A 25063-nucleotide genomic window follows, 5' to 3' on the forward strand; every position below is an offset into this window, starting at 1 on the left:
TTTTTCCTTTTCCATCGGTGCGAGGAGTGCGGCCAGCGGTTTGGTCGGCATGACGATGCTATCGATCACCTCCCATTCTGATCAGGACTGACGCAATGAACATCAACCCCCGCACCTGGTTCGCCGGCAGCAAAGGCACCTCCAACCCCGTCAGCTCCAGCGCGCTGGTGCGCGCGCAGATGGCCATGGGCCCATGGCAGCAGGCGCTCGGCATGTTCATCCCGCGCGAGGTGAACCCGTGGTTTCTGGAGGCGCTGCGCGAATCGCTGGGCATCCTTGATGGCGCGGTGAATCGCATGGTGACGATCGACGGCATCATCGACGTGGAGGGCGGCAACGATGCGCTGGTGCAGTTGATCCAGCGTGAGCTGATCGGGGCCATCCCGGTGGGCGACAAAAACGCCGGCCTGCAGGCGTTCTACACCGGTATGGGTCAGGAACAGTACGAGCAAGGTTTCTCGCTGGGTGAAATGGTGTACGACCGGCGCGGCCGCGAAATCGTCGCGCTGCGCGTAGCCGACAGCAAGGGCGTGCTGTTCCACCGCAATCTCGACACCGGCGTGATGGAAAGCTGGTACCTGCCGCCCATGCCCAACGCGCTGGGCCGCCGCGATGGCACCGACAGCGTGCAGAACGTGCTGCGCAACAGCCCGCGGCAATTGAACGTCAACCTGATCCAGGGGCGCGGCTACGAGTTTCTGAACCCGGACACGCTGGTTTACAGCGTATTCAACCCCGAGAACGATCTGCCCTATGGCGTGAGCCTGTTCCGCGGCATCGAGTTTGTCAGCCAGATCCTGCTGCGCATGCATAACGCAACCTCGCAGGCATGGGACCGGTTCGGTGACCCCTCGTTCCACGTCAATTACAAGACCAAGAACCGCATGTTGAAGGGTCCCACGCTGGAGGCACGCCGCTTGGAGATCGCCAGTAATTTCGGCACCACGCTGAATGCCAAGCGGCAGGGCAACAGTGCGGACTTCGTTACCGCCGTGGGCGCCGACGATGACATCGTGATCAACATCATTGGGGGTGATGGCAAGGCGCTCAGCATCGAAATGCCGGCGCAGCAGATGTTCGAGCAGATCCTCGCCAAGACCGGGCTGGCGTCATGGGTGCTTGGCGTGCAGTTGGGTCGCGCTCCCGCCGGGCTGGCCGACAACCAGGCGGAAATGATGCTGCAGGATAGTAAAACCCGCTTCGAGTCGCGTGTCCCTGCACTTCAGGTGCTGGTGACGAACTGGCTGCGCGGCCGCGGCAAAACGTGGAAGCCTGGCGACTGGCAGCTGGTGCAACGCCTGCCCAACCTGCGCGACGAGCTCAAGCGGGCGCAGGCCAAGTTCCTCGAGGCGCAAACCCAGATGATGCTGTCCAGTGCCGGCGTGCCAGCGCAGAACAGCGACCCGGTGACCATCGGGCCGCAAGCTGTGGAGGCGCTGCCACGACCCAGCAAATCGGCGATCGAGATCGCCGCAAGCACCTTCGATGACCCCATCGTGCGCGCCGCGCTGCTGTCGCTTGTGCACAAGCAGCCTGGGCACACCCACGCCAAGGGCGCCGGCAAGGAAGCATGGGCCATCGACGACCCCAACCTGCCGCGGATCCAGACCGCGGCCATCGCGGCGCTACAATCGGCATGGAAGGTGCTGGCCAACCAGACCCTGCAGGCACTGGAGCTGCCCGTGACCAAGGCGCAAGGCGAGGTGTTCACGTTCGACATCAGCAGCCAGCTGCAACAGCTGACGCAGCTGCAGGCGCAATTTGTCGCCACCAGCACGTCGGCCGATGCAGTACTGGTGCAACTGGCGCTGGAAATCTGGGCGCGCGGCATCGAGAACGCCGCCGCCGGCGTGGATCGCGAAGCCGAGGCCGCGCAGGTCATCGCTAACGCCCGCGCCCTGCATGCCGCCAACGTGGAAACCGGGCTGCGCGCGTCGCTGCAGAAAACCACGATGCGCGTCTATCAGGACGACATCGTGCAGTCGCTTACCGATGGCGTCTACAACGGCACCAACCCGCGCGAAGTGGCGGCGCAGCTGCGCAAGAAGTTCGACGGCCACGACTACGATTTCCAGCGCCTGGCCGAGTCGGAAATGGCGGCCGCGCACGCACAGGGCAATGCCGATGCGCTCAAGGGCATGGGCATTGCGCAATACGACTGGATCCTCGCCCCCGATGCCTGCCCGATCTGCACCAAGATCGCCGAGGCTGGCCCCTACACCGTGGGCAGCGGGCCGATGCCGGTACGCGACTCGCACCCGGGGTGCTTCTGCGTGATCAACGGGCACGTTTCATGAAGATGCCTGGCTATATCACGATCGCCGATGCGCTCGCCGCGGGCTTCACGCATCACGGCAAGTATTTCGGCGTGCCCCTATGGGTCGGAAACGTCGACGACGAATCCGGTGGCTTGCTGGTCGCCACGAAGTGGGCACCGATGGAATACGTCATGACGGTGCTGCATCACGTGGAGGGGACCCTGCGCCCATTGTTGTTCCCGAATGATCCGCCCAGCTTCCAGTTCTGGATCGGCGCACCCATCGAAACGGGTTGAAGAGGCGGCGCCCGCGGCCTTGATGCGCCGCCCCGTGCAACGGTTTGATGCAGCCTACAGCGGGCATCAGACCTCATGGGGCGGATCATGTGATGGACAAGGCAGCAATCACCAACCTGCAGCAACAGTCGGTGCCGAACATCACCGAGCAGTTGCCCACGCTGGATCGCGTATCGCTGATCGAGCTGGCTGCGCAGGAGGCCGCGAGCACTGCGCCACGCACCACGCTGCAGACGGCAATCGACAAGCAGCTGGCTGCACTGGATGCTGCGGAAGAGGGCGGCAATGCTGGTGGCGACGATGCTGCCGGCGCAGCGCCGACAGCAGCCGAGAAAGCAGCGGCCGAGGAAGCGGAAGCCACCGCCAAGGCCGCCGAGGCACCCAAGCCGCCGGCCAAGATCACCAAGGATGATTTCCGTCACCCCGACTATGCCGGCCCGCTGAATGGCGAGCAGGCCAACTGGCGCGTGGCGAACATCAAGCCGGTCGAGAAGGTGCGCACCAAGTGAGCCACACCAAGGCGCTGATGCTCAACGTCAAGGCGGCTCCGGCCGCCGACGATGCAGCATTGGCGCTCGTCAACAGCTTCACGCTCCGCCCCTTCGCTGCCGACGAACTGCAGTTGCGCGAGTATGTGCTGGCGCACAACTGCATTGACCGCGATAACGAAGTTTTCGACGAGGCATTGCTGGACAACTTCGCCACGACGTTGACCGGCCAGGGTGTTCACATCGTTCACCCGACCAGTTGGAAGAGTGATGGCGGACCGGCCGAAGGCAAGGTGTATGCCTCGCGCACTGAGTCGATGACGCTGGATGCCGCTCGCGCATTGCTGCGCGAACCCAACCTGATGCTGCCGCCCGATCGCAACCAGGTGAAGGTTCTTTTTGCCAGCGCGTACTACGCCAAGACGCCTGACAACACCGCGTTGCTGATCAAACAGGATGCCGGCATCGCTGGTGATGTCAGCGTGGGTTTCAACGCGGTCGGCCCTGTGCCGATCAAAGACGTGGATGGCCGCGAGCTGACGGCACGCCGTTGGATGGCGCCGGGCGAAGCGCTGGAAATGTCCCTCATATGGCTCGGCGCGCAGCAGGGCGCGCGGGCTGTGAAAAACGCAAAAACGAATCCCGAACCGGAGCAGACCATGAGCCTGACGAACGAAGAAATCACCGCGCTGCAGACCAAGGCTGCCAACGGCGACAAGTCCACCACGCAGCTGGCTGCCATCAAGACGGCGCTCGGCGAAGATGCCGCGCTGCTCGACAACCCGGCCACGCTGAAAGCCCACATCACCGATGCCAAGACCTACAAGTCGTCGCTGGTTGACGACATCGTGGGCATGGAGCGCCAGCTGAAGATCACCGGCGATGCCGAGGGCGACGTGGCCGCCGCCAAGACGTTCCTGTCCGAGATGCCGGTAGATCGCCTGAAGGCGATGCAGAAAGGCCTGGAGGCGCGCCTGCCGACCCAGCACCAGATCAAGGGCGCTGATGCGAACCGTGCAGCCGCCGGTTCGGCAGCGCCGGCCGAAGGCTCCGTGCTCGCCAACCCGGCCATCGCGGCCTAACCCGCCGCTACGGCACCAGGAGATATCACCATGTCGCTGCAACTTCGCTCCTCGTTCGACCAGATCAAAACCGTACAACTCACGCTGGCGGGTGCGACCAATGCTCATGTGCCGGTGCTGCAGAACGGGCACCTGCTGATCCCCACCGATTACGCGCTGGCCAACGCGATCAACGGCTTCGTCTACCAGTCGGAGATCAGCGACGCACCGAAGGCCGCCGTGGCCTGGTCGGCGCTGGACAAGTTGTACTGGGACAACACCGCCAAGGTGATCACCAACGTGGCCACCAGCAACACGCTGATCGGCTACGCGCTGCAGGATGCCCTGAGCGGTGACGCCATCACGGGCCTTGTGGCCTTCAACGCTTTCGCGGCTTAAGGAGCCCACCCCATGCAAACTTTCAGCAAGTTCGAAAAGCTCGGGGCGATCGCCGACGGGAAAGCGAAGCTCAAGGCGCTGGCCCAGTGCATCGACATGGAATTCTCGCTGCCGGCGATGTTCCGCGACCTGGGCGGCAGCGTGTCGACCACCGAGGGCGGCATCAAGGTCATCGGCGGCAAGCACAGCCACGTGCAGGTGCCCAGCGTCGATCAGGTCAAGGCGGCACTGTCCGTCAAATGGTCGGTGCCGGGCGACAACCCCAACCTGGTCGACCCGACCAACCGCGTGGTGCAGTTCTTCCACACCAACATGCCGGACATGGACACGGGGTACACCGCCATCTTCGACATGGTGGACATGCGCAGCTCGATCCTGGACAGCTTCGATATCCTCGATGCGAACCAGGGCATCACGTTCGGTCAGATCAAGTCCGGCGAGAGCGTCAAGATCCGCCGCGCGGTGACCGACAGCAAGATGAGCGTGCCGGTGTGCACCTTCGCCGACGGCGTGGGCATCGAGGACGACTGGCTGCGCTTCCAGAAGTGGTGGCAGGTCAGCGACACCGTGTCCGAGTTCAACGCCAAGGCGTGGGACCAGAAGGCGTCGTGGCATTACGCGCTGCTCACCGCACTTTCGTCCAGTGTGAACGTGGCGTTCGACACGGACGACACCAAGACGCTCAACAAGGCAGCGGCCAAGATCCTGCGTGCGGTGCGCGCCAAGGGTTACGGCGCCGGCCAGAACGCCGGCTTCGTGATCGTCTGCGCGCCGGAGGATGTGGGCCGCATCACCAAGATGCTGACGGCGACCGCCGGCACCTTGATCGTGGCCTACAACGCCAACGTGCAGCCGGTGAACGTGCACGTGAGCCAGGTGGTGGCAAGCACCTATATCCCGGCCAACATCGGCGGTTACTACCTGTGCCTGCCGGGTCGCAAGATGAAGCGCGGCGACTGGAAAGACCTCACCGTCGAAAGCGAGCGCAACATCTACGTGCGCGCCAACGACTACGTCGGCACCTTCCAGACCAATGCCGCCATCGGCGACACCGACCAGGTCGCCCGCGTGCTGTTCACCTGATCCCGACACCGTAGGCACCCAAAAATGCCGCGCGGCGACACCGTGCGGCATTTTTTCAACGAGGCAGCATGAGCACTCCCAAGGCCACCACCGACGACCTGAAAGACGAGGGGTTCATCGCCATCCAGTTTGGTGGCTTGAGCGACTCCGATTTCGTCATCTATCTGGGCAAGGTACTGCAGTCGGCGAGCCTGTGGGTGGAGCAGAAGTGCACGGCGGCGGCCTATGCGGCAGCCACCCTGAGCACCTATGCCGGCGACTGCGCGCAAAAGGCCGAAGTGAACTATGCCAGCGCCGTGCTGTTTCGGCGCCGTGTCGTGTTCTACGAAAGCAACGCGGCCAGCGGCAACAACAAGGACGAGGCCATGGTGCTGGCCGAGCTGCGCAAGCATGCCGATATGCGCCTGCAGGACGCCACCTACTGGCTGGGCGAGGCGATGCGCGCCATGGGCGTCGACGAATCCGGGTTGTATGACGGCACCGGCGTCACCAGCGGTTTCGTGGAAACCGGCCGTTACCCGCTCAGCACCGCACCCGGTGGTACGGCATGAGCATGTATACGCCACAGGAATTCGGCACCAAGGTGCGGGCGGTGATCGCGGCGCTGGATAAAGCGCTCAGCCGTGGTGTGAAAAAAGCGGCAACCGTGACCAACCGTGCTGCTATCGACAACCTCAGCGGCAATCGCAAGGCCGAGCCATGGACGTACCCGGTACCGGTACGCACGCCAGGCGGCCTGCGCGCGCAGCAACAGATGCAAATCGAGTCGCCGACCAGCGCCTACGTGTTCAACACCGCCGCCTATGCGGCGGCCATCCACAACGGCTACGTCAGCCAGTGGGCCGGGCGCGGCAAGCACAGCATGCGCATGAAGGCATTTCCACGCCCTTACCTCGATGACGCGGTGGAAGCCGCGCAGCCGCTGATGGTGATTCAGAACGAAGTGGTGGAGGCACTCAACGCATGGGCGTGAAGACCTTTACCGATGCGCTGCGCGTGCTGCTGACCACCGAGCAGCCGTTTGTGGCCGAGCTGGAAGCGCTGATCGGCACCACCGTGGTCACCGTGCTGAAGGCCAACACGCCGTGGGCGCAGATCGCCGCCAGTCAGCTGCCGTGCTTTGTGATCGAGCAGGGCGATGGGCAGACCTCGCCGCATGGCAACAGCGATGCCAGCGGGCTGACCATCGGCCAGACCTCGCAGGCTTTTGCCAGTGACCTCGATGTGTGCGTGCTGTGGAACGAGCCAAGCCGCGAGGCCGCCGCCGACCAGCGCGCGCAACTACCCGACCTTTTTGCCCAACTGATGATGCGCAACCCGCAACCCGGCGATGTCGACGGCGCGTGGCTGCAGCAGTGGGTGCCCGACCAGGGCGTGCTGCATCCGCGGCAATGCTGGATGGCCCGCATCCACGCCGAATACATGATCGAGAGGACGCCATGAACAAGACCTACGAAGTGGTTTTCGGTACGGATGCATTGCCCGGCGTCTTCGCCATCGGCAGCATCCGCCGTGGACAGAGCGCCACCGTCGAGGCCGCCGAGGCGGTGCGACTGGTCGACGTGAAAGGCCTGGCCTTTGCCAGTGCCGACAGCGATGCCGAGGCGCGCGCCGAGCTCGCCGCACCCCAGCCGCCGCCGCTGCCGCATAGCGATGAAAGTCCTACCCATGAAGAGGAGCTCTGATCATGGGCCGTGATCCGAACTGGTTCTCTCGAGGGAGTGACTTCGACCCAGCCGAAGTGAAGCAACGCAACGCGGAGTTGCATCCGGATCGATCCGACGAAGCATCTGCCGATTCCACATTTGAACAATCCTCCGAGGAGCACTGATCATGGCCAAGCAGGTACGTGGTTCCCTTGTTCGCCTGATCGGTGTCACCGACACCACGTTCGGCACGCCGCCGGTCACGCCAAGCAGCCTGATCCTGCCGTATGTGCAGAACAACGTGAAAGCGGATCAGACCCGCGATCAGGACCAGACCATCAGCGGATTTCGCGGCATGGTACGCAGCGTTGCCGGTGCCCGCAAGGTCAGCGGCGCGCTGCAGATCAATGCGGCGCCGCAGACGATCGGTTTCTGGCTGAAGCACCTGATCGGCGCGCCCACCAGCACCACGGCCACCGGCGTCACCACGCACGTGTTCTCCCCGGCCGCCAGCGGTGCCAACGCATTGCCGCCCAGCTTCACGATGGAGGAGGACATGGGTGCCGGGTTTACCTCGGCCTCGCGCTATATGCGTTACCTCGGCTGCCGCATTGCGTCGGCCGCCATCAGCATCACCCCGTCAGGCTTCATGCAGTTCAACCCCACCATCAGTGGCGCGGATTTCGTGGCCGGCGCCACGGTGCTGGATGCCGCACCCACCGACACCGGTCATGCCGCTTTCAGCACGCTCACCACCGCGCTCGTCTTTGGTGGCGGCAGCGTGACGCTGGACAGCACCAAGGTGGATCTGGCTATCAACAACAACCTGGATGCCACCGGGTATGTGGTCGGTGGCAACGGGCGCCTGGGCGATCTGCCTGAAGGTTTGATCGCCGTCACCGGCAGCATCGAGACGCTGCTGAAGGATGACAGCCTGCTGCAACTGGCGCTGACCGATGCCGACACCAGCCTGCTGTTGACGCTGACGCGCGGCACGGGCGATGGCACGGCCGGCAATGAATCGCTGGCCATCAACATCCCGGCGCTCGTGTTCGCCGCTACCTCGCCGACCGTGCCCGGTCCCAAGGGCCTGCTGCTCACTGGCACGTTCGACAGCCACCGCACCACCGGCGAAACCGGCGTGACCTTCACGCTGAAAACGCCGCTGGCGACGATCCAGTAAGGAGACACCATGTTCCGATTCGCCAAAGATGGCTGCGTACGCTGGCCGGTCACCCTGCAGCAGATGCAGGACGACGGCAGCGCCGCGGAGCAGTCGTTCATCGTCACCTATGAACGGCTGACGCGCGCCGAGAAGAAACAGCGCGACGCCGAGGTGCTGGCGTTCACCCAGCAGTTTCGCGCCGCGCTTCCCACGGATGGCGCCGACGATACCGCCGAGCTGACCGCCAAGCGCGCCGCACTGAGTGATGCCCGCATCGCGGCTGATGACGAGCTGCTGCGCGCCCGCGTCAAGGGCTGGGCGAACATCGCCGACCAGGACGGCAACGCCTTGCCGTTCAGCACGGCAGCGCTGGATGCCTTCATCAACGACGAGCTGCTGCGTACCACCTTGCTGCGCGGCTTGCTTGATGCCAGCGCGGGTGCGCAAACAAAAAACTCATTGCCTGGGCTCGCTGGCTTGCCGGTGCCAGCCCAGGCGTAAACATCCACGGTGTCGAGGAGCAGCTATGGGATGCGGAGCAGCAATACCCCGATACCGATCTGCCGGCGTATTGCCGCCAATGTCGCATCGCCGGTGGCTGCGATGCGACGAAAGGGGAGATATGCCCGCGCCCGCATCTGCTGCCGGAAAACCTGCCCGCGCTGCGCGCCTACGACACCTGCGAAACGCAATGGCGGGTGGGTGCCGGCGGTGCGGTCGGCCTCGATTACACCGCCTGCATTGCCACGCTGACGCTGTACCTGCCGCGCTGGAACAAGGAACTGCCGACCGCTGACCTGACCGTGCCGGAGTTGCTGGACGATCTGCGCACGATCGAGCAGGCCATGCTCACCGGCATGGCCGAGAAAGCCGAGAAAGAACGCCAACAACGCGAAAGCGAAGGCCACGAGTGATCACCGAAAACACCCTGCGGGTCAAGATCGAAGGTGCCGACGACGGTTCACTGAAGGCGTCGCTGGTCGGTGCAGAGCAGAGCGTTATCGCTGTCGACAAGGCGCAGCAGGCGCAGGCCGAGACGGCCGGCAAGGCCACGGCGGCGTTGCACGAGAATGCCGCCGCGGCGGCGGCGGCCGGCCTCGCTGCGCAGGAGTCGGCGGCGGCCATCGTATCCGCCACCGCCGTGACGGGCGAATCCTACGATCAGCAAACGGCACGCATCAAAGCTGCCATTGCCCTGTCGCTGGAACAGCAGGCGGCCAATAGCGGCATCGCCGAGAGCGAGGCCAGCATTGTCGAGCGGGCCGGCTTGCGCACGGAAGCCACCGCCGCCGAGGTAGCGGCTACGCGTGCCGCTGTCGCTGCGCAGGACGCGCAGATGGTCAGCATGAAAGCGTTTGCAGCCGCCGAGGCCGAGGCCACCGCCGCCACGACGCGCGATACCGCGGCCAAGATCGCCAACACCGAAGCCACGGCAATCAACGGCGGTGTGGCACGCGAAATGGGCGTGCTGGTGGGCGAAGTCGCACGCGGAAACTACACGCGGCTGGAAGGCTCCACGATCACCCTGGCCAACCGCACCGGCCTGCTGCAGGAAGTGTTCACCAGCACCGGCCTGGCGATCGCTGGCGTGGTGGGAACGATCGGTTTGCTGGTAGCTGCCGGCGTGCACGCGGTGAATCAGGAGGACGAGCTCAGCCGCGCGATTGTGGCTACTGGCAACTATGCCGATGTGACCGTGCATCAATTGCAGGGCATGGCATCGCAGCTGCAATCCAGTGGCGCCAGCTACGGCCAGTCCATCGACGTGCTGGGCAAGCTGGCGGCGTCTGGCAAGGTGGCCGGCGACAGTTTGCTGACGGCCGGTCAGGCCGCCGTGGACATGGCGACGCTCACCGGCCAGAGCATGGACAGCGCTGTATCGGCGGTAGTGCGGCTTGGGCAGGACCCAGTCACGGCAGCGGCGGCATTGAATGATGAATTCCATTTTCTGACGGCGGCTCAGAACGAGCAGATCATCAGTCTGGAGGCATCTGGCAACAAGGCCGATGCCGCCAAGGTGGCCTTTGATGCGCTTGGCGCCGTGATGCATGCGCGCGCCATGCAGGCCAAAGAGGATGCGCCATGGTTCACCACGGCGTTCAACAACTGGAAGCAGGGCGTTTCCAACATTGGTGCCGGCGTCGGCGACATCCTGACGCTGGGCGGCAAGAAAACCGAGATCGATCAGTACACCGATGCCGTCAAGAAATACAACGAGGCGGTGAAGCAACTGGAAATGGATCGGGCCAACGGCCGGACCGGTCTTGCGCACGATCTCAACGTGTCGTCGGCGCAGAGCGCCTACAACAACGTGATGGATATCTGGAACAGCCCGGATTTCCAGAAAGAGCGCGACCAGAAACAGATATCCGCCGTGGTGCAGGGCGTGCAGGACGATGGCGTGGAAGCCACCCAGACCCTTGCCAAGCTCGGCATCACGCTGGACGGATTGAAAACGAAGCAGGAGAAAGTCAACGACGCCGCCGCGGCGCTGTACAAGGCCCACCTGGCCGGCGTCAATTTTCCCGGCGTAAATTTCAACGGATCGGCCGCCGACCTGCCGCAGGGTGCGGGCTGGGATGCGATCGTCAAAAAGCTCAACCCGCCCAAAAAAGCAAAGCGCGCCCCCGAGATATCAGCCTACGACACGTTCTCCTCGCAGGTGGATGCGCTCGATGTCAAATCTATCAGCGCCGACAGTGCCGCACTGACACAGTATGAGCAGGGCATTGCGAAGCTGGCCGATCAGATGGCCATCTATATGTCCAAGGGTGGCGATGCCACCAAGGCCGCAGACCTGTTCAACCGCGGCCAGCAGGATCTGCAGAAGACGCTGGATGCCAATCATGTAAAGGAACAGCTGGCGGAGCAGCAGTACGCCGAGGCGTTGAACAAGAGCAATGCCGCCCTGCAGCTGCGGGTGAATAACGAGATCGCCCGCATCGGCATGGGCGACAAGGAATACCAGCAGACCCAGCAGATCGCCAAGGCCTATCAGGACGAAGCCGATGCATTGGAGAAGCTGGCGTTGCAGCGCCAGGCGGGCATCAATGGGCAGTCGGGCGGCTTGTCGCAGTCAGCCTACGAGGCCGACGTGGCGGCGTTGCGTACAGCCACTGCCCAGAAAGTCCAGATCATGCGCACTGGCTATGCGGCGATGGATGCCGCGCAGGCCGACTGGACGAACGGCGCAAAGTCGGCACTGCAAAATTACGTTGACCAGGCCAAGGATGTCGCCGATCAAACCAAGCAGGCTTTCACTGGCATGTCCACCGATATGGAGGACGCGTTGGCGACGTGGGGTACTAGCGGCAAGCAGTCGATGGACACGTTTGAAAAGGACTTCGACAACATGCTGGCGCACATGGTGGCCAAGGCGCTGATTGCCCAGGCCGAGACAGCGCTGCTCAACATGTTTGCCGGCGGTGGCGGCGGTGCGATAGCTGACCTGGGTGGCAATAGCGGCAGCTTCGGCAGTGACATGGCGAGCGTGGGCGGCGGCAGCTACGGCACGCTTGGCGCCGGTCATGCGGACGGCGGCCGCATCAACGGCCCCGGTACCGGCACCAGCGACAGCATTCTCGCCCGCCTGTCCAACGGCGAGAACGTGATCACCGAGAAAGCCACCAGCTATTACGGCCAGAAATTCATGGACGATGTGAACAACATGCGCCTGCCACGCTTCGCGCAGGGTGGTCCGGTGGGATCGTCGGCGGGCGCTGGCGGGGCTGTCGCCAGCCAGCCCATCACGGTCAACATCTACGGCGCGCAGGACGGCGCCCGTGTGGAGCAGCGCGACGGCGGAGATGGCTTGCGTTATATCGATGTGTTCATCAACGCCGCTGCGCAGGACGTGGCACGCGGCGGTCGGCTAGGGCAGGCCATGAGCAGCGCATTCGGCGTGCAACGCCAAGCGCGCAGCTATGCGACGGCGGGGGGCTGAGCATGCCAAACCCCACCTGGCCCAGCACCCTGCCGGCACCGCTCGCCGACACCACCGCCGCTTTCGATGCGGTGGACAACGCCGTGCGCAGCAACACCGAGGCCGGCGTGAACAAGGTACGCCGCCGCTTCACGGCCGTGGCGACGCCGTTCACCTGCACGGTGAAGCTGACCCAAACGCAGTACGCCACGCTGATGGCGTTCTACACCACGACCTTGCTGGACGTTCTGCCGTTCGACTGGCTCGACTTCCGCACCGGCGCAGTGGCCACGTATCGCTTCATTAAGCGGCCAGCTGGTAGCTATGTCGCCGGCAGCATCGATCGCTGGCTCGTGACGTTGCCGCTGGAGCTGCTGCCATGAGGGTGGTCAGCGTCAATGCGCTGCGCGCCATGCTGGCACAGGAAACCGCCGAGGTTTTCCTGTGCTGCATCACCATCACGCATCCGGCGATCGTCACCCAGCGACTGGTGAACAATCCGCAGGCGCTCGTACGCTCGGCGGGCACCTATACGCCATGCCCCATGCAAATGACACTGCCAGCGCAGCGCAGTGACCAGATACCGCAGGTGAACCTGGTGATCGACAACGTCGATCGCACGGTGCTCGAGCAGATCCGCACGGTGGCCGGCATACCGCAGGTAACCATGGAGGTAGTGCTGGCCAGCAGCCCGGATGTAGTGGAGGCTGGCCCGTTCGATTTTTCGCTGCTCGTGGCCGCCTACGACGTGATGGTGCTGACCGGCACGATCGGCTACGCCGACGATGTGCTGAATCAAAAAGTGCCGGCGATGGAATACACGCCAACGAACAGCCCGGGACTTTTCCTGTGAGCATCATTCCTGCCTTTGCCGAGCCCTATGTGGGCATCCGCTATGTCGACAAGGGGCGTGACCGCCATGGCGTTGACTGCTGGGGTGTCTGCCGACTGGTGCTGGCCGAGGTGTTCCACGTGGACACGCCCGACTATCTGGACACCTACCGTGACGGCGAGGACTGGGAAGCGATCGGTGCCGCTGTACGCGCCGGCCTGGCCGATGGCTGGCAGCGCACCGAGCAACCGCGGGCAGGCGACCTGCTGATACTCACGATCGCCATGCGGCCGTGGCATTGCGGACTGATGCTCAGCGGCCTGCATTTTCTGCATGCGGCACCGGGTGACAGCACGGTGATCGAGCGACTGGACACGCCGCGCTGGGCGCGGCGCATCGAGGGGATATACCGGCATGACTGACGGCGCCCGCAACACCGGCATGGTGACCCTGGTGGCCCGCCCGCATCCGTTCGACACCGATACGGTGTACGCGGAGGCAGAAGCCGGGCAGACCATCGCGCAGCTGCTCGGCAAAGGCGCCTCGCACAGCCTGCGCGTGGAGGTGGGCGGCATCGAGGTGCCCGCCACGCTATGGCATCACGTGCGGCCCAAGGCTGGCCAGCGGTTGACCATCACGGCGTTTCCGCAGGGCGGTGGCAATAACAACAAGCTGCTGAAGCTGGTGGTATTGGTCGTGGCCGCCGTCTATCTGTACTACACGTGGGACTTTCAGGGCGCGGCGCAGATCGTTGCTTACGGCTTCACCGCCGTGAACATCCTGGTACCGCCGCCGCAGCCCAAGCTGCCCGGCCCGGGTGCCGCGTTTGACCCGCTGCTGTCGCTGACCGGCACGCAGAACAACGCGGCGATCTATAGCCCGATCCCCATGGTGATAGGCACGGTGCGGTTTTTCCCCACCCATGCGGCACTGCCGTACACCGAGATCAGCGGCAACGACCAATGGCTGCGCATGATGCTGGATCTGGGTCCGGGCGATCTGGATATCAGCGACATCCAGATCGGCAGCACGCCCATCGGCAGCTACAGCGATGTGCAGTGGGAGGTGACGCACACCCCCACGCTGTACACCAATGACATCTATGAGCTGCAGGTGGGCGCTGCGTTGAATGCAGCCGGCAACAATGGCCTGCGTACCAGCCAGACCAACAGCAGCGAGCTGTCAGTCGACGTGCAGTTTCCCTCCGGCCTGTTCGGAGTGGACAACAAGGGCAACGACATCACCGGTCATGTCGGCGTGACAATCCAGTATCGGCTCACCGGCAGCCCCACCTGGTCGAATGCCGCCGTGGCCACTGGGTTGTCGCCCTCGTCGGGGCAGATCGTATCGGACGGCGTCAGTGCGTTCACGATCAGCAGCTCAGTGCGCAAGGCGGTGCGTGTCGGCGTGCGCTGGCAGGTTCCTCCCGGCCAGTACGACGTACAGATCACGCGCGGCAGCACCACGTGGGATGCCACTACCTCGACCAACTACGCCGACATGACCTGGACGGTGCTGCGCTCGATCAGCGCGCAGAACCCCAGCACCACCGGCACGCTGAAGCTGTGCATACGCATCAAGGCCACCGACCAATTGAACAGCGTGGTCAGCACGGTCAGCGTGCTGGGTAGCCAGCGCATTCGCACCTACGACCCCGGTACCGGGCTGTGGACCAGCAGCGTGGCCACCAGCAACAACGCATGGGTCTATCACTGGCTGCTCACCGCGTGCCCGGGCGTGGCGCGCCTGATCGATACATCGCGGGTGGATATCGACGCCATCGTGGCGTGGGCAGCCGACTGCGATGCCATGGGCTACACCTACAACCAGCTGGAGCAATCCGGCCGCACGCTGTTTGCGCTGCTGGGCGATGTGCTGGCCAGCGGGCGGGCAACGTTCGGCATGCGCAACGGCAAATACGCCTGCGTGCGCGACGTGGTGCAAACCACGCCAGTGCAGATGTTTACCCCCTACAACAGCTGGCAGTTCGCCGGCCAGCGCGCGTTCTACAACGCACCGCATGCGCTGCGCTGCCAATGGATCAACCCCACGGCCAGCAACCAGCAGGACGAACTGGTGGTGTATGCCGACGGCTACAGCGCCGACGGCAGTGGTGGCACCACCCTTGCCACGCTCTACGAGGTGATGGATCTGCGCATGTGCACCGATCCACTGCCGGTGTGGCGCATCGGTAACTACCACCTCGAAGCGGCCAAGAAACGACCCAACACCTACACCTGGATGGCTGATGTGGAGAACCTGGTGTGCGAGCGCGGCGACCTGGTGCGAGTGGCGCATGACGTGGTGGAGTGGGGCGTGGGCAGCGGGCGCATCAAGTCGATCAGCGGCGACCGGCTCAGCGTGACGCTGGATGGCGCGATGCCGCTGGTGACCGGGCAGCTGTACGCCATCGAGGTACGCCAGAACGATGGCGTGCAACAGGTGATCAACACCACCACCACCGGCAATGGCGACGTGCAGACTTTCGTGTTTGCCAGCGCGATCCCCTCGACCATCCTGCCTGGTGACCTGTGCGTGATCGGCGAGCGCAGCCTGGGCACGCGCGACATCATCGTGCAGATGATCGAGCCGATGCAGGATCTGACCGCGCGGCTTACCGGCGTGGATGCAGAGCCCACCGTGCCCGCTGCCGGTACCGGCACGCCGCCGCCGTTCGTGTCGGCCATCACGGGCACGCCATGGTGCTCCGCCCCAGCGGTGCCGGTGGTGTCCATCCGCAGCGGCGACAGCGCGCCCGACGATGCCGGCGTGATCCATGCTGTGCAGGGCGTCTCGGGCGCGCCTACCCCCGGCATTCTGCGCGTACCGATCTACGGTGGCGGCGGCTGCGTGGTGGTGGAGAGCGTGCTGCCTGACGGCCGCGAAGCCGGCACGATCGCCGTGGGCGACACGATGCAGCTGGCGGACGAGTCCACGCTGGCAGGCCGCACCGGCACCGTCAGTTACAGCCAGCCCACGTTGCAGCCTTGCGTGGAGATCGTGACGGAACGCGGCGTGGTGCTGCGCTGCTCGATCAGCGCACCCATCGCCACGGATCGCGGGTGCATCACGGCGCCCAACCTTGCCGGCCGCCGCGTGGCCGTGCTGATCGATGGCGTGGCCGGATGGGATCGGGTGACCCACCTGCGCACCCTCGGCGCGCGCATGGTGCAGCACATCACCTGCGAGGACAGCTGTTTCTGGGCAGGCGCCGCCGGCAGCGCCGGCTACCTGCTGCACCATAACAAACGCGCGCGACTGCAGGACAACCGATGACCGCTTCTGCCGCGGTAAAATATGAGGTGCGCTGGCGCGTCACCGGCACCGAACAATGGAGCGACATCGCGCCCTGCTCACCGGTGGGCGAGATCGTGGTGGAAGGCCTGGACCGCACCAAGCCATACGATTTCGAAGTGCGTGCGGTATCGGCCTGCGGTGCGCGCAGCGCCTGGGGCACGGCATCGAATACCGTACCGATAGCGCCCCCGGGCACGCTGGTGCTGGCCGACATCGCCAACGAGGTCACCACCGCCCAGGCCGATGCCGATGCGGCCAATGCCGCGCTGGCCGACATTGCCAGCGACAACCTGCTGACGCCCGGCGAAAAGCCGGTGGTGATTCGCGACTACAACGTGATCACCACCGAGCAGGCCGGCATCGATGCGCAGGCCACGGCCTATGCCATCACCACCGAGAAAACCGCCTACGACACCGCCGTCAGTGCGCTGACCACGTATTTGGCCACGCTCACAGCACCGGTGCTGTGGAGCAACCTGACCGGCAACACCACGATTGTCGGGGCGACGTTCCGCAGCAAGTTCGCGGATGTCTATACCACGCGGCAGACGCTGCTCAATGCGATCTATGCGGCGGCGAAGGCGAAGGCGGATGCGGCGCAGGCGACGGCGAATATCGCCCAGTCGAACCTCTACATCATCGACCCCAATTTCATCAGCGGGATCAACTACTGGGCCGTCGATTATTTCCCCGGTGGCTGGTACGGCGAGACTGGTGGTGTTTCGCCCAGCCCGTTGATCGGCACCTATGCTGTGCATGCCGGATCGACCGTTGCGGTCAATACCAACCACATCGCGACGACAGCGCTGCGCAACACCGGGTTCGGTGTAGTGAATCCCGGTCACATCATCAGCGCATCGGTGTTGATCCGCCCGTCAGGCGGACCCGATGGTACGGCTGACGTGCGTATCTCGTGGCGCAACTCGTCGCAAGCGGAAATCCGCGTTGATCGAGGCAACCAGATCACGAATGCCACCGGCACCGGCATGTCGCGCGTCACGGGTACGGCGCCGGCTGGTGCGGTCTACGCGCACATCGAGGTAGGCGCCTACAGCCACACCGTCGGGTACTACACCTACACGGCGGCCGATTGGAACTATCAGCCGAATAGCCTGGACGAAGTACCGAACAGCGCCACCTATCTCAAGTCTCTGGCGCGAGCTCAAGGCCTAGTAGAGAACGGTGATTTCGAGGTCGGTGCGGCGGGGGTGTTTCCTCCGCCTGGATGGGCGCTCGGCACGCTGATCGTTGGCAGCAGCGTCGTATCTCAAAGCTACGACACTATCAGCATGTATGCAGGCACGCGGGCCTATGGATTCACTGCCACGCAGTACAACGGCGTGGAGTCGATCCGATCGTATCAGGTCAACCCGGGCGACTATTACGCCATCGGTGGCGCTGTGGTCGGCGCCAGCGGGGCGGCCGTCTATGCACTTTATTTCTTCAATGCGGCAAACGTGCAGGTGGGCAACATTGCCATCGCCAGCAACACGTCGGGATGGGCCTATAAAACCAACACCGGGAAAGTGCCCGCCACGGCTGTTTACGCCAAGCTCATCATGGCGAACTTCAATCCCGGCTCCGTGGCTGTCGAGTTCGACGCCCTATTCATGGCCCGCTGCAGTAGCTATGACAACGCACTGGCCATCGCCAACAGCGGCAGTACGCTCGGCAACCAGTTCAATGCCCCCAACTCGCTCACGATGGCTTATGGCTCAGTGCGCAGCACGACGGCGCTGACGGCTACGTCTGCCGGCGCGGTGAGCGTCAGTGCATTTACGGCATATCTCGGCGGCGCGTCTGTCAGCTATAGCGCCGTGAGCAACGCTGTCACTGGCCTCACGGTGGGGTCGACATACCAGATTTACTGCCACGACCCCTCGCCACCGACAGGCGGAACGAAAACGTGGTTTGCGGCAACGAGCGTGCAGGCCGCGATGCAGCAGGGCGATGACGTGGTGCTGGGCGGCCAGGTCACTATCCCAAGCACCGGTTCGTCGGGTGGTGGCGGCTCGGGCGGATGCCCGGTGCGTGAGGCGTGGGTGCTTCGTCGCGGCCCGAACGGTGAGCATGAGCAGGTGCGGGCTGGCGATGTAGTTGTCGGCGATTACTTGCTGCTGACTTCGGGTCGATGGGGGCTGGTGACGCAATCGGCGCCGAAGCTGGTGCCGTGCGTTCGGGTGACCAATACCGTGGGCTATTCGCTGTGCTGCTCACGCACGGCACCGCTCGGACTGGAAGAGGGCGCACCTGTCCTCGCACCCGAAGCGCTCGACGAGTACGTCATGTCGCGCGCGGGCCACTGGATCGACGGCATCCGCATCAATGCCATCGATGACATTGGCGATCGCTGGGTACAGCACATCACCTGCGAAGACGATTTCTTCTGGGTCGGTGACGATCCGGAGTGCCTGTTCTCGCACCACAACCTGAAACCTTGAGGACACCATGAGCACACCTATCACCACCATTGCGAACCGCCCCGCTGGCAAGCCCGTTTTTGATTTCACCATCGCTCCCGGCTACTGCCGCGTGGTACTCGGCACGGTGAGCAACGATGGGCAGAACCTGGTGATGACCGGCTGGGCTTACCAGATCGACGAGGCCGGTGTGCCGGTGCTCGATGCCACCACCGCAGCGCCGATTGCCACCACGGACAGCCAGCGCACCGTGGTGTTGTCGGGCGTGCTGGCCGGCACGCGCAGCCTGTACGACGGCTGGTGCAAGTACGTGCCGGCTTCGCAGACCACGATCAACGCCACCACGCTGCCGGAAGGCTGGACTAGCGGTAGCGGCGCACCCAGCACAACTCCCGCTTACGGCAGTGGCTACTACGACACCGCGGCCGATCAGCCTTATACGTATCAGCAGGGCTGCCTCAACAAAGCCGCGCAGAGCTTTGCCGATGCACTCGATGCGCAAATCGACAACGCGTCAAAACTGGCCGCCCTCGGCCTCTAACCGGAGACACACCATGCCGCAACCTGTCGACTACCCCACCTTTCTCGCCAACGTCAACACCAGCGACCTGGCGATGCTCACCACATTCATTGTCGGCGTGAGCGTGCAATCTTCAACAGCTGCCGAGGCCGACGCGCTGTTCGTGCAGGCACAGCGGCTTTACAGCTCCGGCCTGCTGACCAATCTGCACCGCATTTATCAGGATGTGGGCGGCGTGTTGCAGCAGTCGTTTACTGGGCTGGTGGCGCCGCAGGCGGCCGGCTACGTCGCGCAGCTGGCGCGCGAGCGGGTTACCTTGTCACGGGATCCGCTGCCATGATCGCGGCAGCGATCGTTGCGGTGGCGGCCGGGCTGTATTGGTGGCGTGTTGTGCGACCCAAGCTGGCAGTGGCGAAGCAACAGGCCGTGGCGTTGGCGGCGTTGCAGGCGGCATCCGCGGCCTATGACGCGGATGTGCTGGCGTTTGGTGCGCGCGAGCGGTGGGAGGCGGCAGTACGGGCGGCCATTGGCGTGGCGAGGTGATGGGCGCTATGTCTCCTTGAGCCGGCGCAGGAGCCGCTCGATCACCGCCTGATTGCGGCGCCCATGGCCTTGAAGCGCCGCGCGCCAGCCGCCGATGCTGCATGCAGACTCACGCAGCGGGGCAGGGCATGGCTGACAACGATACTCAGGGCGGTTGACGGTGAGTGCCGGCAACTTTGCCGCGAGCCTGGCCCTGACCCTGGTCTATGAGGGGTTGTTCTCCAACAACCCCAAAGACCCCGGCGGCGCCACCATGTGCGGCATCACCCAGCGCGTGTATGACGAGGACCGCGATGCGCGGCGATTGCCGCGCCAGCCGGTGCGGCTGAGTACGCAGGCCGAGCGCGAAGCGATCTATCACAAGCGCTACTGGAACCTTGCCCGTTGCGATGATCTGTCGCCCGGCGTCGACTACGCGGTATTCGACTTTGCGGTGAACAGCGGCGTGGGCCGGGCCGTGACCACGCTGCAGCAGGTGACTGGCGCCACCGCAGACGGGGCGATGGGCCCCGCCACACTGGCAAGTGTGCAGCGCTACGCCAACCAATATGGCGCCACCGCGCTCATCGACTCGCTGTGTACGGCGCGCGACCAGTTTCTGCGCAGCCTGCCGACCTACATCACGTTTGGTGCCGGCTGGACGCGTCGCGTCATGGGCAGCATGCCCGGCCACCAGATGACCGACACCGGCGTGATCGATCGCGCCTGGAGCATGGCCATGGATCAGCAGGTCACCCTGCCGGCCGCGCCTGCGATCACCGTGAAAACGTATCTCGCCGCTGCATCGCTCGCTGCATGACGGAGAGCTCGATGGACATTACCCGTTTGGACAACGATCACATGCAATTCAAGCTCGGACCGGTGGAGCGTTGGGTGATCGCTGGCGCTTTCGGTTTGCTGGTGTTCCTGCTCGGTTACGTGTTCCACAGCTTCGATGCGGGCCGAAGCGCAGGGCTCCACGATGCAAACCGTCGTGACCCAACAAGCCGTGACCAACGCGCAGCTGCAGACCCTGAGCCAGCAGCTCGCCGACGTGCCCGGCCTGACGCGCGCCATGGCCGAGGCCAAGGTGCAGATCGAACGCAACACCTCCGACATTCGCGAGCTGCAGCAGACGAGGCGGCTGAAATGAAACTGATTGACGAACTCGATGGCAAGCTGCTCAAGCTGTGGAAATTCTGGTCGGTTCGGTGGGGCGTCATCTCAGGCGCCTGTTCTGGCGCGGTTGCTGCCTACGAAGGCTTCAAGGCCATGGATGCCGCGCTGGTTCGATGGGTGCCCGAACAGGCCGTTGGCGTCCTGGTGCTGGCTGCCGTGTTGTGCACTTTCGCCAGCATCCTGTCGCGCGGCATCCCGCAACCCAAGCTGCGCGAGCCGTCGGAAAGTGACGACAATGCGGAGCATGCGTGATGCTGGCCACCCTCGAATCCAAGTTGATCGCGCTCGGTGCCGTCGTGCTGCTGCTGCTCGGCGCCTATGCCTGGGCGCACCATCGCGGCGCGGTATCGCAGCAGGCGGTCGATGCCACCGTGATCACGCAGAAGACCCTGGCACTGAGCGCTGCCGGCGAATCGCTGGCCAACGCTGCCGCCGCACTGCGCGCCGCCAGCGCCGCGACCATCGCCAATCGTGACGCCGCCGCGGCTGCGCGCGCCATCGCCGCCACCGCCGCTAAGCACGCAGATGAAGCCAAGCAAGCGCTGGCCAACGCCAACGCCGCATGGCAAGCCAAGTTCAAGGCGGCACAGGGCGCGAAGGGGTGCGAAACCCTGCAGGAGCAGATATGCGAATCCGCCATGGGTTATTGATCCTCGCCGTTCCGTTCGTGCTGACGGGCTGCCCGGGCGACGTGAGGCCGCAGCCGCAGCTGCCAAAGACCGTGTATGTCGAGGTGGACAAGTTTGTCCCGCTCGATCCCACCCTGCTGGATGATTGCCCGATCGCGGAACCGGCGAACCGGTCCGTGTACGAGGCGGTCGCGGTCGCCAATGCCCGCAAACTGGCGCTGCAGAAGTGCAATGCCGACAAGGCGGCTATACGGGCGGCGCAGCCGGCGGAGCCGGCACACCCGTAGGCGCAAGGATTACAGCGCCGAAAGCTCAGTGTGAGTTTTCGCAGAACGCCACGCGGCCAGTGATGCATCGCTGCCCTGCGGATGCCCGGTATCAATTTCACCAAGGTTCGTGAGCCATGCCGTCATCAGCGATTCGGCTTCCGGCATGGCGCGCTTATGCCGCTTATCTGCCTTGAAAGCGCTGTAGTCGGCTTTGCCCTGCATTTGAGCCTGGGTTACGCATGCCGCGACCGCCTGTTTGTCGGAGCTCAGTTTGTCCGCGATGCGCTGAGATTCAGCCACGGACGCATCGCTGGCTTGCTGCAGTCGACTCGACAGGAAATCACGCGTCTCGCGGTGGCCATGTCCAACGCCGTACACCTGCGCATCCATCTCGGCTTGTGTTTGTGCCGTCTGCAGGTCAAGTGCGGCCTTGTAGTTTGCGGTGCTGGCACCCTCGGCGGCCTGCTGCGCTTGCTGTGCACAGGCATCGCGCGCGCTCGCCAAAACGGTGGCAAGGCCTTGCACTGAATCTTGTGACGCGGCCGCTACGCGGCCACCCACAGAAAGCAATGCAAGCATGAGCAATGTTCCCAAGATCATTTTCATTCGCAAGCCCTGTTCGTGTGCAGATCAGTTCAAAGTTCCCGTCACTTTGGCGGCGCTAGCAAGCTTACCAATCCGGAACGCCGCGCTGGCTCCATTCGCCGCATCGCTGCCACGACCAAGTGTTCGTCGACTGACAGTGCAACACCATACGTTGCGGTCGGCTCCTTGATCATCGGCTCGCCGAAAACGCGCGGGCCACGTCCTGTTGCCAGCCATTCGAAGGCAAAGCCGCTATGAATTGCGACCTGTTCAAGATTCTTGACGCTGGGTGATGTGCCTTTCTCCATCTCCCATTGCGCCACGGCGCCACGGCTTACGCCGAGCCGTGCCGCGAACTCTTCCTGAGATACGCCAACGCGGCTTCTAGCCTCGCGAATACGCGCATGCATATCGCCCAAAACATGTGTCTCCCGATGGAATTGCCCCCTGTGCGCGCTGTATAGCTGCGCGAACAATTCCATGCCGCTCGTATCGCTTGCAATCCATAAATTGCTAGCTATACTATGCGTCATGGACATCAAGACCGCTCGTAAAGCTAAGGGCTGGACCCAGTCGGAACTCGCCGACCACATGAACGTCTCGCGCGGCGCCGTCGCGCAATGGGAGATGGTCAAGGGCACCCGGCCAGACCCGGCGCGCGCCATGCTTCTGACCACGTTGCTGCCGGGCCTGAAGTTCGAACATATCTATCCGCAGAGCAGGGCGGCCGCATGAACCTCGTCGGTTACGTGCGCGTGTCGACCGAGGAGCAGGCCCGCGAGGGCGTGAGCCTGGGCCAGCAGACTGAGCGGCTGAAAGCCTATTGCGCGCTGCACGGCCACGTACTGGTGGACGGCTACAGCGATGAAGGCGTGAGCGCCAGCATGCCAGTGGCCAAACGCCCGGGCGGCCGGCTGATGCTGGAGGCATTGAAGGGCAAGGACGTGCAGGGCGTGGTGGTGGTGCGGCTGGACCGCCTGTTTCGCGATGCGCTGGACGGCCTCACGTTCTTTCGCCACGCCGATCGCACCGGCGCCACCGTGCACAGCATCAGCGAGCTGATCGACAGCAGCACGCCCGCCGGCAAGCTGAGCCTGACCATTCAACTGGCTGCCGCGCAGTACGAGCGCGATCTGGCCGTGCAGCGTGCCACCGAGTGCAGCGTGAGCATGCGCGAGTCGGGCAGGGTGTACGGCACCGTGCCCTATGGCTGCATCGCGGTGGGCGAGGGCGATGCACGCCGACTCATGCGGCAGCCGTTCACGTGGGGCTGGCGCCGCACGATCGTCGAGGATCTGGCCGCGGGCGTATCCCTGCGCACGCTGCGCGCCGAGCTTCTGGAACGCGGCATCCCCAGCCCCACCGGCCGACGTGTGTGGAGCCTCAACACCCTGCGCGAATTGCGTACGCATCACGCCTCCCTTGCATCCCTCCCCATGGCTGACGTTGACCACGTTGCCACGATTTCCACCGCGGCAACTGAAGCTGGAGTTTCTGCTCATGTCTGAGTTGCAGATGGAGGCCGACGGCATGCCGGCCATGACGCCCGAGGCGCGCGCCGCTTTTGCGCGGCTGACCCACGCCACGGCACACGAGGCGATGACGCTGCGCACGTTGAATGCGCGCATCCGTAGCCGTGGGCTGACGACGGTGGAGCAGGTACATGCATTGGTGGGCGAGATGCTGGCCGAGCGCGCGCGGCGCATCAGCATAGATCCCGACCTGGTGAGCGATGCGCACGAAGCGGCGGCGGTCGATCGCCTGCTGGACACGGCCCTGCTGGGCAAGCAGGTGCGCCATGCGTGAGTGCCGCAGCCAGATCATTGCCGCCCACGTGGCGCTGGCGTTGAGCCGTTGCTCGATGATCGAGCGGGTCTACGCGCAGGCCGTGGTGGACATCTATCACGAACGCACGCCGCTGCATGCACGCACGCTGGAGTTTCACAGCAGCCGCGATCCCTACGACGACGCGCGGCGCAATGGCCAGATCGTGAAACGCCTGCTGGACGGCCGCGTGCGCATGCCGGTGGATCTGGAGGAGTCGCTGATCCTCGCGCTGCCGCAACCCTACCAGCAGCATCTGCAGGCGGAGCTGGCCGAGCGCCTTGGCCTGATGGCCGCCGAGCTGCCCAGCGCCAACCCGGCCGGCCAGCAGCACCAGGTGGGCGACCTGATCAGCGACGTGGGCAAAGCGCTGGACCGGCTGTCGCCGATGCTGGACGACGGCGTGCTGGATGAACGCGATGCCGTCTATGCCGAGGCCGCGCTACGCGGGCTGGAAGCGCTGCAGGCACGCGCCGCCACCTTGTGCGATGGCATACGCCAGAACGTTCTGAAACAGGGCGGTTGCCTGCGGAGCGTGAAGTGATAAGCGGGCGTTTTGCAGATGGCCGTGACGTGGCGGGCTCGCATGGTGCGCGCTCGGCCTGTCAGGAGACGGCACGGCCATCTGCGCAGCGCCTGTCGGCTGCGACGTATGCAGTAACGAGCGG

General features: G+C 64.3%; 33 protein-coding genes. 31 read left to right on the top strand and 2 right to left on the bottom strand.

Annotated features, from left to right (window positions below):
• The first annotated feature begins 95 nt into the window (after positions 1–95).
• From EAH75_RS04235 to lysC, 27 genes are all read left to right on the top strand, one after another.
• Positions 96–2297, top strand: coding sequence for a hypothetical protein (locus tag EAH75_RS04235; RefSeq protein WP_140804378.1), 2202 nt, complete (start codon positions 96–98; stop codon positions 2295–2297).
• On the top strand, positions 2294–2554 hold the full coding sequence (locus EAH75_RS04240; protein WP_140804380.1) for a hypothetical protein: 261 nt from the start codon (positions 2294–2296) through the stop codon (positions 2552–2554). Before EAH75_RS04235 ends, EAH75_RS04240 begins: the two co-directional genes overlap by 4 nt.
• 92 nt (positions 2555–2646) lie before the next feature.
• Positions 2647–3063 (top strand): hypothetical protein, encoded by a 417-nt coding sequence (locus tag EAH75_RS04245; protein WP_140804382.1) that lies wholly within the window; start codon positions 2647–2649, stop codon positions 3061–3063.
• A complete protein-coding gene (locus tag EAH75_RS04250; RefSeq protein WP_140804384.1) occupies positions 3060–4124 on the top strand; it encodes a hypothetical protein in 1065 nt (354 codons plus the stop codon). The genes EAH75_RS04245 and EAH75_RS04250 overlap by 4 nt, the downstream gene beginning before the upstream one ends.
• Positions 4125–4154: 30 nt before the next feature.
• Positions 4155–4502: a DUF2190 family protein gene (locus EAH75_RS04255; protein ID WP_140804386.1), complete on the top strand. Its 348-nt coding sequence runs from the start codon at positions 4155–4157 to the stop codon at positions 4500–4502.
• 12 nt (positions 4503–4514) lie between these two features.
• Positions 4515–5585, top strand: a complete 1071-nt coding sequence (locus tag EAH75_RS04260; RefSeq protein ID WP_140804388.1) for a hypothetical protein — start codon at positions 4515–4517, stop codon at positions 5583–5585.
• Positions 5586–5653: 68 nt separating this feature from the next.
• On the top strand, positions 5654–6136 hold the full coding sequence (locus tag EAH75_RS04265; RefSeq protein WP_140804390.1) for a hypothetical protein: 483 nt from the start codon (positions 5654–5656) through the stop codon (positions 6134–6136).
• On the top strand, positions 6133–6558 hold the full coding sequence (locus EAH75_RS04270; RefSeq protein ID WP_140804393.1) for a hypothetical protein: 426 nt from the start codon (positions 6133–6135) through the stop codon (positions 6556–6558). Before EAH75_RS04265 ends, EAH75_RS04270 begins: the two co-directional genes overlap by 4 nt.
• Positions 6549–7028, top strand: coding sequence for a hypothetical protein (locus EAH75_RS04275; RefSeq protein ID WP_140804395.1), 480 nt, complete (start codon positions 6549–6551; stop codon positions 7026–7028). Before EAH75_RS04270 ends, EAH75_RS04275 begins: the two co-directional genes overlap by 10 nt.
• A complete protein-coding gene (locus EAH75_RS04280; protein ID WP_140804397.1) occupies positions 7025–7270 on the top strand; it encodes a hypothetical protein in 246 nt (81 codons plus the stop codon). Before EAH75_RS04275 ends, EAH75_RS04280 begins: the two co-directional genes overlap by 4 nt.
• 148 nt (positions 7271–7418) lie before the next feature.
• Complete coding sequence (locus EAH75_RS04285) at positions 7419–8414, top strand: phage tail tube protein (protein ID WP_140804399.1); 996 nt, start codon at positions 7419–7421, stop codon at positions 8412–8414.
• A gap of 9 nt (positions 8415–8423) precedes the next feature.
• Positions 8424–8897: a hypothetical protein gene (locus EAH75_RS04290; RefSeq protein WP_140804401.1), complete on the top strand. Its 474-nt coding sequence runs from the start codon at positions 8424–8426 to the stop codon at positions 8895–8897.
• 152 nt (positions 8898–9049) lie between these two features.
• Positions 9050–9310 (top strand): DUF1799 domain-containing protein, encoded by a 261-nt coding sequence (locus tag EAH75_RS19880; RefSeq protein WP_277752532.1) that lies wholly within the window; start codon positions 9050–9052, stop codon positions 9308–9310.
• Positions 9307–12339, top strand: coding sequence for a phage tail length tape measure family protein (locus EAH75_RS04300; RefSeq protein WP_140804405.1), 3033 nt, complete (start codon positions 9307–9309; stop codon positions 12337–12339). Before EAH75_RS19880 ends, EAH75_RS04300 begins: the two co-directional genes overlap by 4 nt.
• 2 nt (positions 12340–12341) lie before the next feature.
• On the top strand, positions 12342–12701 hold the full coding sequence (locus tag EAH75_RS04305) for a hypothetical protein (protein WP_140804407.1): 360 nt from the start codon (positions 12342–12344) through the stop codon (positions 12699–12701).
• A complete protein-coding gene (locus tag EAH75_RS04310) occupies positions 12698–13171 on the top strand; it encodes a DUF1833 family protein (RefSeq protein ID WP_140804409.1) in 474 nt (157 codons plus the stop codon). The genes EAH75_RS04305 and EAH75_RS04310 overlap by 4 nt, the downstream gene beginning before the upstream one ends.
• Positions 13168–13572 (top strand): C40 family peptidase, encoded by a 405-nt coding sequence (locus EAH75_RS04315; RefSeq protein WP_161596272.1) that lies wholly within the window; start codon positions 13168–13170, stop codon positions 13570–13572. Before EAH75_RS04310 ends, EAH75_RS04315 begins: the two co-directional genes overlap by 4 nt.
• Positions 13565–16426 (top strand): TipJ family phage tail tip protein, encoded by a 2862-nt coding sequence (gpJ, locus tag EAH75_RS04320; protein ID WP_140804413.1) that lies wholly within the window; start codon positions 13565–13567, stop codon positions 16424–16426. The genes EAH75_RS04315 and gpJ overlap by 8 nt, the downstream gene beginning before the upstream one ends.
• A complete protein-coding gene (locus tag EAH75_RS04325; RefSeq protein ID WP_140804415.1) occupies positions 16423–18888 on the top strand; it encodes a fibronectin type III domain-containing protein in 2466 nt (821 codons plus the stop codon). Before gpJ ends, EAH75_RS04325 begins: the two co-directional genes overlap by 4 nt.
• Positions 18889–18895: 7 nt before the next feature.
• Entirely contained in the window at positions 18896–19408 is a 513-nt protein-coding gene (locus tag EAH75_RS04330; RefSeq protein ID WP_140804417.1) for a hypothetical protein, read from the top strand.
• Between the two features lie 13 nt (positions 19409–19421).
• A complete protein-coding gene (locus EAH75_RS04335) occupies positions 19422–19727 on the top strand; it encodes a hypothetical protein (protein WP_140804419.1) in 306 nt (101 codons plus the stop codon).
• The gene (locus EAH75_RS04340; RefSeq protein ID WP_140804421.1) at positions 19724–19930 is read left to right on the top strand and encodes a hypothetical protein; all 207 of its coding nucleotides are present in this window, start codon (positions 19724–19726) and stop codon (positions 19928–19930) included. Before EAH75_RS04335 ends, EAH75_RS04340 begins: the two co-directional genes overlap by 4 nt.
• A 160-nt stretch (positions 19931–20090) precedes the next feature.
• Positions 20091–20729 (top strand): glycoside hydrolase family 108 protein, encoded by a 639-nt coding sequence (locus EAH75_RS04345; protein ID WP_161596273.1) that lies wholly within the window; start codon positions 20091–20093, stop codon positions 20727–20729.
• 174 nt (positions 20730–20903) lie between these two features.
• Complete coding sequence (locus EAH75_RS19595; RefSeq protein ID WP_161596274.1) at positions 20904–21062, top strand: hypothetical protein; 159 nt, start codon at positions 20904–20906, stop codon at positions 21060–21062.
• Entirely contained in the window at positions 21059–21340 is a 282-nt protein-coding gene (locus tag EAH75_RS04350; RefSeq protein ID WP_140804425.1) for a hypothetical protein, read from the top strand. The genes EAH75_RS19595 and EAH75_RS04350 overlap by 4 nt, the downstream gene beginning before the upstream one ends.
• Positions 21340–21738 (top strand): hypothetical protein, encoded by a 399-nt coding sequence (locus EAH75_RS04355; RefSeq protein WP_161596275.1) that lies wholly within the window; start codon positions 21340–21342, stop codon positions 21736–21738. Before EAH75_RS04350 ends, EAH75_RS04355 begins: the two co-directional genes overlap by 1 nt.
• Positions 21714–22004, top strand: coding sequence for an Rz1-like lysis system protein LysC (gene lysC, locus EAH75_RS04360; RefSeq protein ID WP_140804429.1), 291 nt, complete (start codon positions 21714–21716; stop codon positions 22002–22004). Before EAH75_RS04355 ends, lysC begins: the two co-directional genes overlap by 25 nt.
• A 9-nt stretch (positions 22005–22013) precedes the next feature.
• On the opposite strand, the gene EAH75_RS04365 is transcribed toward lysC, so the two are convergent.
• Both EAH75_RS04365 and EAH75_RS04370 read right to left on the bottom strand, forming a co-directional pair.
• Complete coding sequence (locus EAH75_RS04365; RefSeq protein ID WP_140804431.1) at positions 22014–22592, bottom strand: hypothetical protein; 579 nt, start codon at positions 22590–22592, stop codon at positions 22014–22016.
• A 41-nt stretch (positions 22593–22633) separates the two neighbouring features.
• Positions 22634–23053: a helix-turn-helix domain-containing protein gene (locus tag EAH75_RS04370; RefSeq protein WP_241668885.1), complete on the bottom strand. Its 420-nt coding sequence runs from the start codon at positions 23051–23053 to the stop codon at positions 22634–22636.
• A gap of 49 nt (positions 23054–23102) precedes the next feature.
• Between EAH75_RS04370 and EAH75_RS04375 the strand changes: the two genes are divergently transcribed.
• The 4 genes from EAH75_RS04375 to EAH75_RS04390 are packed head-to-tail and all read left to right on the top strand — an operon-like array spanning position 23103 to position 24939.
• Positions 23103–23306: a helix-turn-helix domain-containing protein gene (locus EAH75_RS04375; RefSeq protein WP_161596276.1), complete on the top strand. Its 204-nt coding sequence runs from the start codon at positions 23103–23105 to the stop codon at positions 23304–23306.
• The gene (locus EAH75_RS04380; RefSeq protein WP_161596277.1) at positions 23303–24079 is read left to right on the top strand and encodes a recombinase family protein; all 777 of its coding nucleotides are present in this window, start codon (positions 23303–23305) and stop codon (positions 24077–24079) included. The genes EAH75_RS04375 and EAH75_RS04380 overlap by 4 nt, the downstream gene beginning before the upstream one ends.
• Positions 24072–24377 carry a hypothetical protein gene (locus EAH75_RS04385; RefSeq protein ID WP_140804437.1) on the top strand — a complete coding sequence of 102 codons (306 nt, stop codon included), beginning with the start codon at positions 24072–24074 and terminating at the stop codon, positions 24375–24377. Before EAH75_RS04380 ends, EAH75_RS04385 begins: the two co-directional genes overlap by 8 nt.
• Positions 24370–24939 (top strand): hypothetical protein, encoded by a 570-nt coding sequence (locus EAH75_RS04390; protein WP_140804439.1) that lies wholly within the window; start codon positions 24370–24372, stop codon positions 24937–24939. The genes EAH75_RS04385 and EAH75_RS04390 overlap by 8 nt, the downstream gene beginning before the upstream one ends.
• The last annotated feature ends 124 nt before the right edge of the window (positions 24940–25063 follow it).

Origin of the sequence: Rhodanobacter glycinis, from assembly GCF_006438785.1 — a bacterium.
Taxonomy (GTDB): Bacteria; Pseudomonadota; Gammaproteobacteria; order Xanthomonadales; family Rhodanobacteraceae; genus Rhodanobacter; species Rhodanobacter glycinis_A.

Bases quoted from the DNA above. Each gene is read 5' to 3' on its own strand.
- EAH75_RS04235 (WP_140804378.1), top strand. From the start codon at position 96: ATGAACATCAACCCCCGCACCTGGTTCGCCGGCAGCAAAGGCACCTCC.
- EAH75_RS04240 (WP_140804380.1), top strand. From the start codon at position 2,294: ATGAAGATGCCTGGCTATATCACGATCGCCGATGCGCTCGCCGCGGGC.
- EAH75_RS04245 (WP_140804382.1), top strand. From the start codon at position 2,647: ATGGACAAGGCAGCAATCACCAACCTGCAGCAACAGTCGGTGCCGAAC.
- EAH75_RS04255 (WP_140804386.1), top strand. From the start codon at position 4,155: ATGTCGCTGCAACTTCGCTCCTCGTTCGACCAGATCAAAACCGTACAA.
- EAH75_RS04260 (WP_140804388.1), top strand. From the start codon at position 4,515: ATGCAAACTTTCAGCAAGTTCGAAAAGCTCGGGGCGATCGCCGACGGG.
- EAH75_RS04265 (WP_140804390.1), top strand. From the start codon at position 5,654: ATGAGCACTCCCAAGGCCACCACCGACGACCTGAAAGACGAGGGGTTC.
- EAH75_RS04270 (WP_140804393.1), top strand. From the start codon at position 6,133: ATGAGCATGTATACGCCACAGGAATTCGGCACCAAGGTGCGGGCGGTG.
- EAH75_RS04275 (WP_140804395.1), top strand. From the start codon at position 6,549: ATGGGCGTGAAGACCTTTACCGATGCGCTGCGCGTGCTGCTGACCACC.
- EAH75_RS04280 (WP_140804397.1), top strand. From the start codon at position 7,025: ATGAACAAGACCTACGAAGTGGTTTTCGGTACGGATGCATTGCCCGGC.
- EAH75_RS04285 (WP_140804399.1), top strand. From the start codon at position 7,419: ATGGCCAAGCAGGTACGTGGTTCCCTTGTTCGCCTGATCGGTGTCACC.
- EAH75_RS04290 (WP_140804401.1), top strand. From the start codon at position 8,424: ATGTTCCGATTCGCCAAAGATGGCTGCGTACGCTGGCCGGTCACCCTG.
- EAH75_RS04305 (WP_140804407.1), top strand. From the start codon at position 12,342: ATGCCAAACCCCACCTGGCCCAGCACCCTGCCGGCACCGCTCGCCGAC.
- EAH75_RS04310 (WP_140804409.1), top strand. From the start codon at position 12,698: ATGAGGGTGGTCAGCGTCAATGCGCTGCGCGCCATGCTGGCACAGGAA.
- gpJ (WP_140804413.1), top strand. From the start codon at position 13,565: ATGACTGACGGCGCCCGCAACACCGGCATGGTGACCCTGGTGGCCCGC.
- EAH75_RS04325 (WP_140804415.1), top strand. From the start codon at position 16,423: ATGACCGCTTCTGCCGCGGTAAAATATGAGGTGCGCTGGCGCGTCACC.
- EAH75_RS04330 (WP_140804417.1), top strand. From the start codon at position 18,896: ATGAGCACACCTATCACCACCATTGCGAACCGCCCCGCTGGCAAGCCC.
- EAH75_RS04335 (WP_140804419.1), top strand. From the start codon at position 19,422: ATGCCGCAACCTGTCGACTACCCCACCTTTCTCGCCAACGTCAACACC.
- EAH75_RS04340 (WP_140804421.1), top strand. From the start codon at position 19,724: ATGATCGCGGCAGCGATCGTTGCGGTGGCGGCCGGGCTGTATTGGTGG.
- EAH75_RS04350 (WP_140804425.1), top strand. From the start codon at position 21,059: ATGAAACTGATTGACGAACTCGATGGCAAGCTGCTCAAGCTGTGGAAA.
- EAH75_RS04355 (WP_161596275.1), top strand. From the start codon at position 21,340: ATGCTGGCCACCCTCGAATCCAAGTTGATCGCGCTCGGTGCCGTCGTG.
- lysC (WP_140804429.1), top strand. From the start codon at position 21,714: ATGCGAATCCGCCATGGGTTATTGATCCTCGCCGTTCCGTTCGTGCTG.
- EAH75_RS04365 (WP_140804431.1), bottom strand. From the start codon at position 22,592: ATGAAAATGATCTTGGGAACATTGCTCATGCTTGCATTGCTTTCTGTG.
- EAH75_RS04370 (WP_241668885.1), bottom strand. From the start codon at position 23,053: ATGGAATTGTTCGCGCAGCTATACAGCGCGCACAGGGGGCAATTCCAT.
- EAH75_RS04375 (WP_161596276.1), top strand. From the start codon at position 23,103: ATGGACATCAAGACCGCTCGTAAAGCTAAGGGCTGGACCCAGTCGGAA.
- EAH75_RS04380 (WP_161596277.1), top strand. From the start codon at position 23,303: ATGAACCTCGTCGGTTACGTGCGCGTGTCGACCGAGGAGCAGGCCCGC.
- EAH75_RS04385 (WP_140804437.1), top strand. From the start codon at position 24,072: ATGTCTGAGTTGCAGATGGAGGCCGACGGCATGCCGGCCATGACGCCC.
- EAH75_RS04390 (WP_140804439.1), top strand. From the start codon at position 24,370: ATGCGTGAGTGCCGCAGCCAGATCATTGCCGCCCACGTGGCGCTGGCG.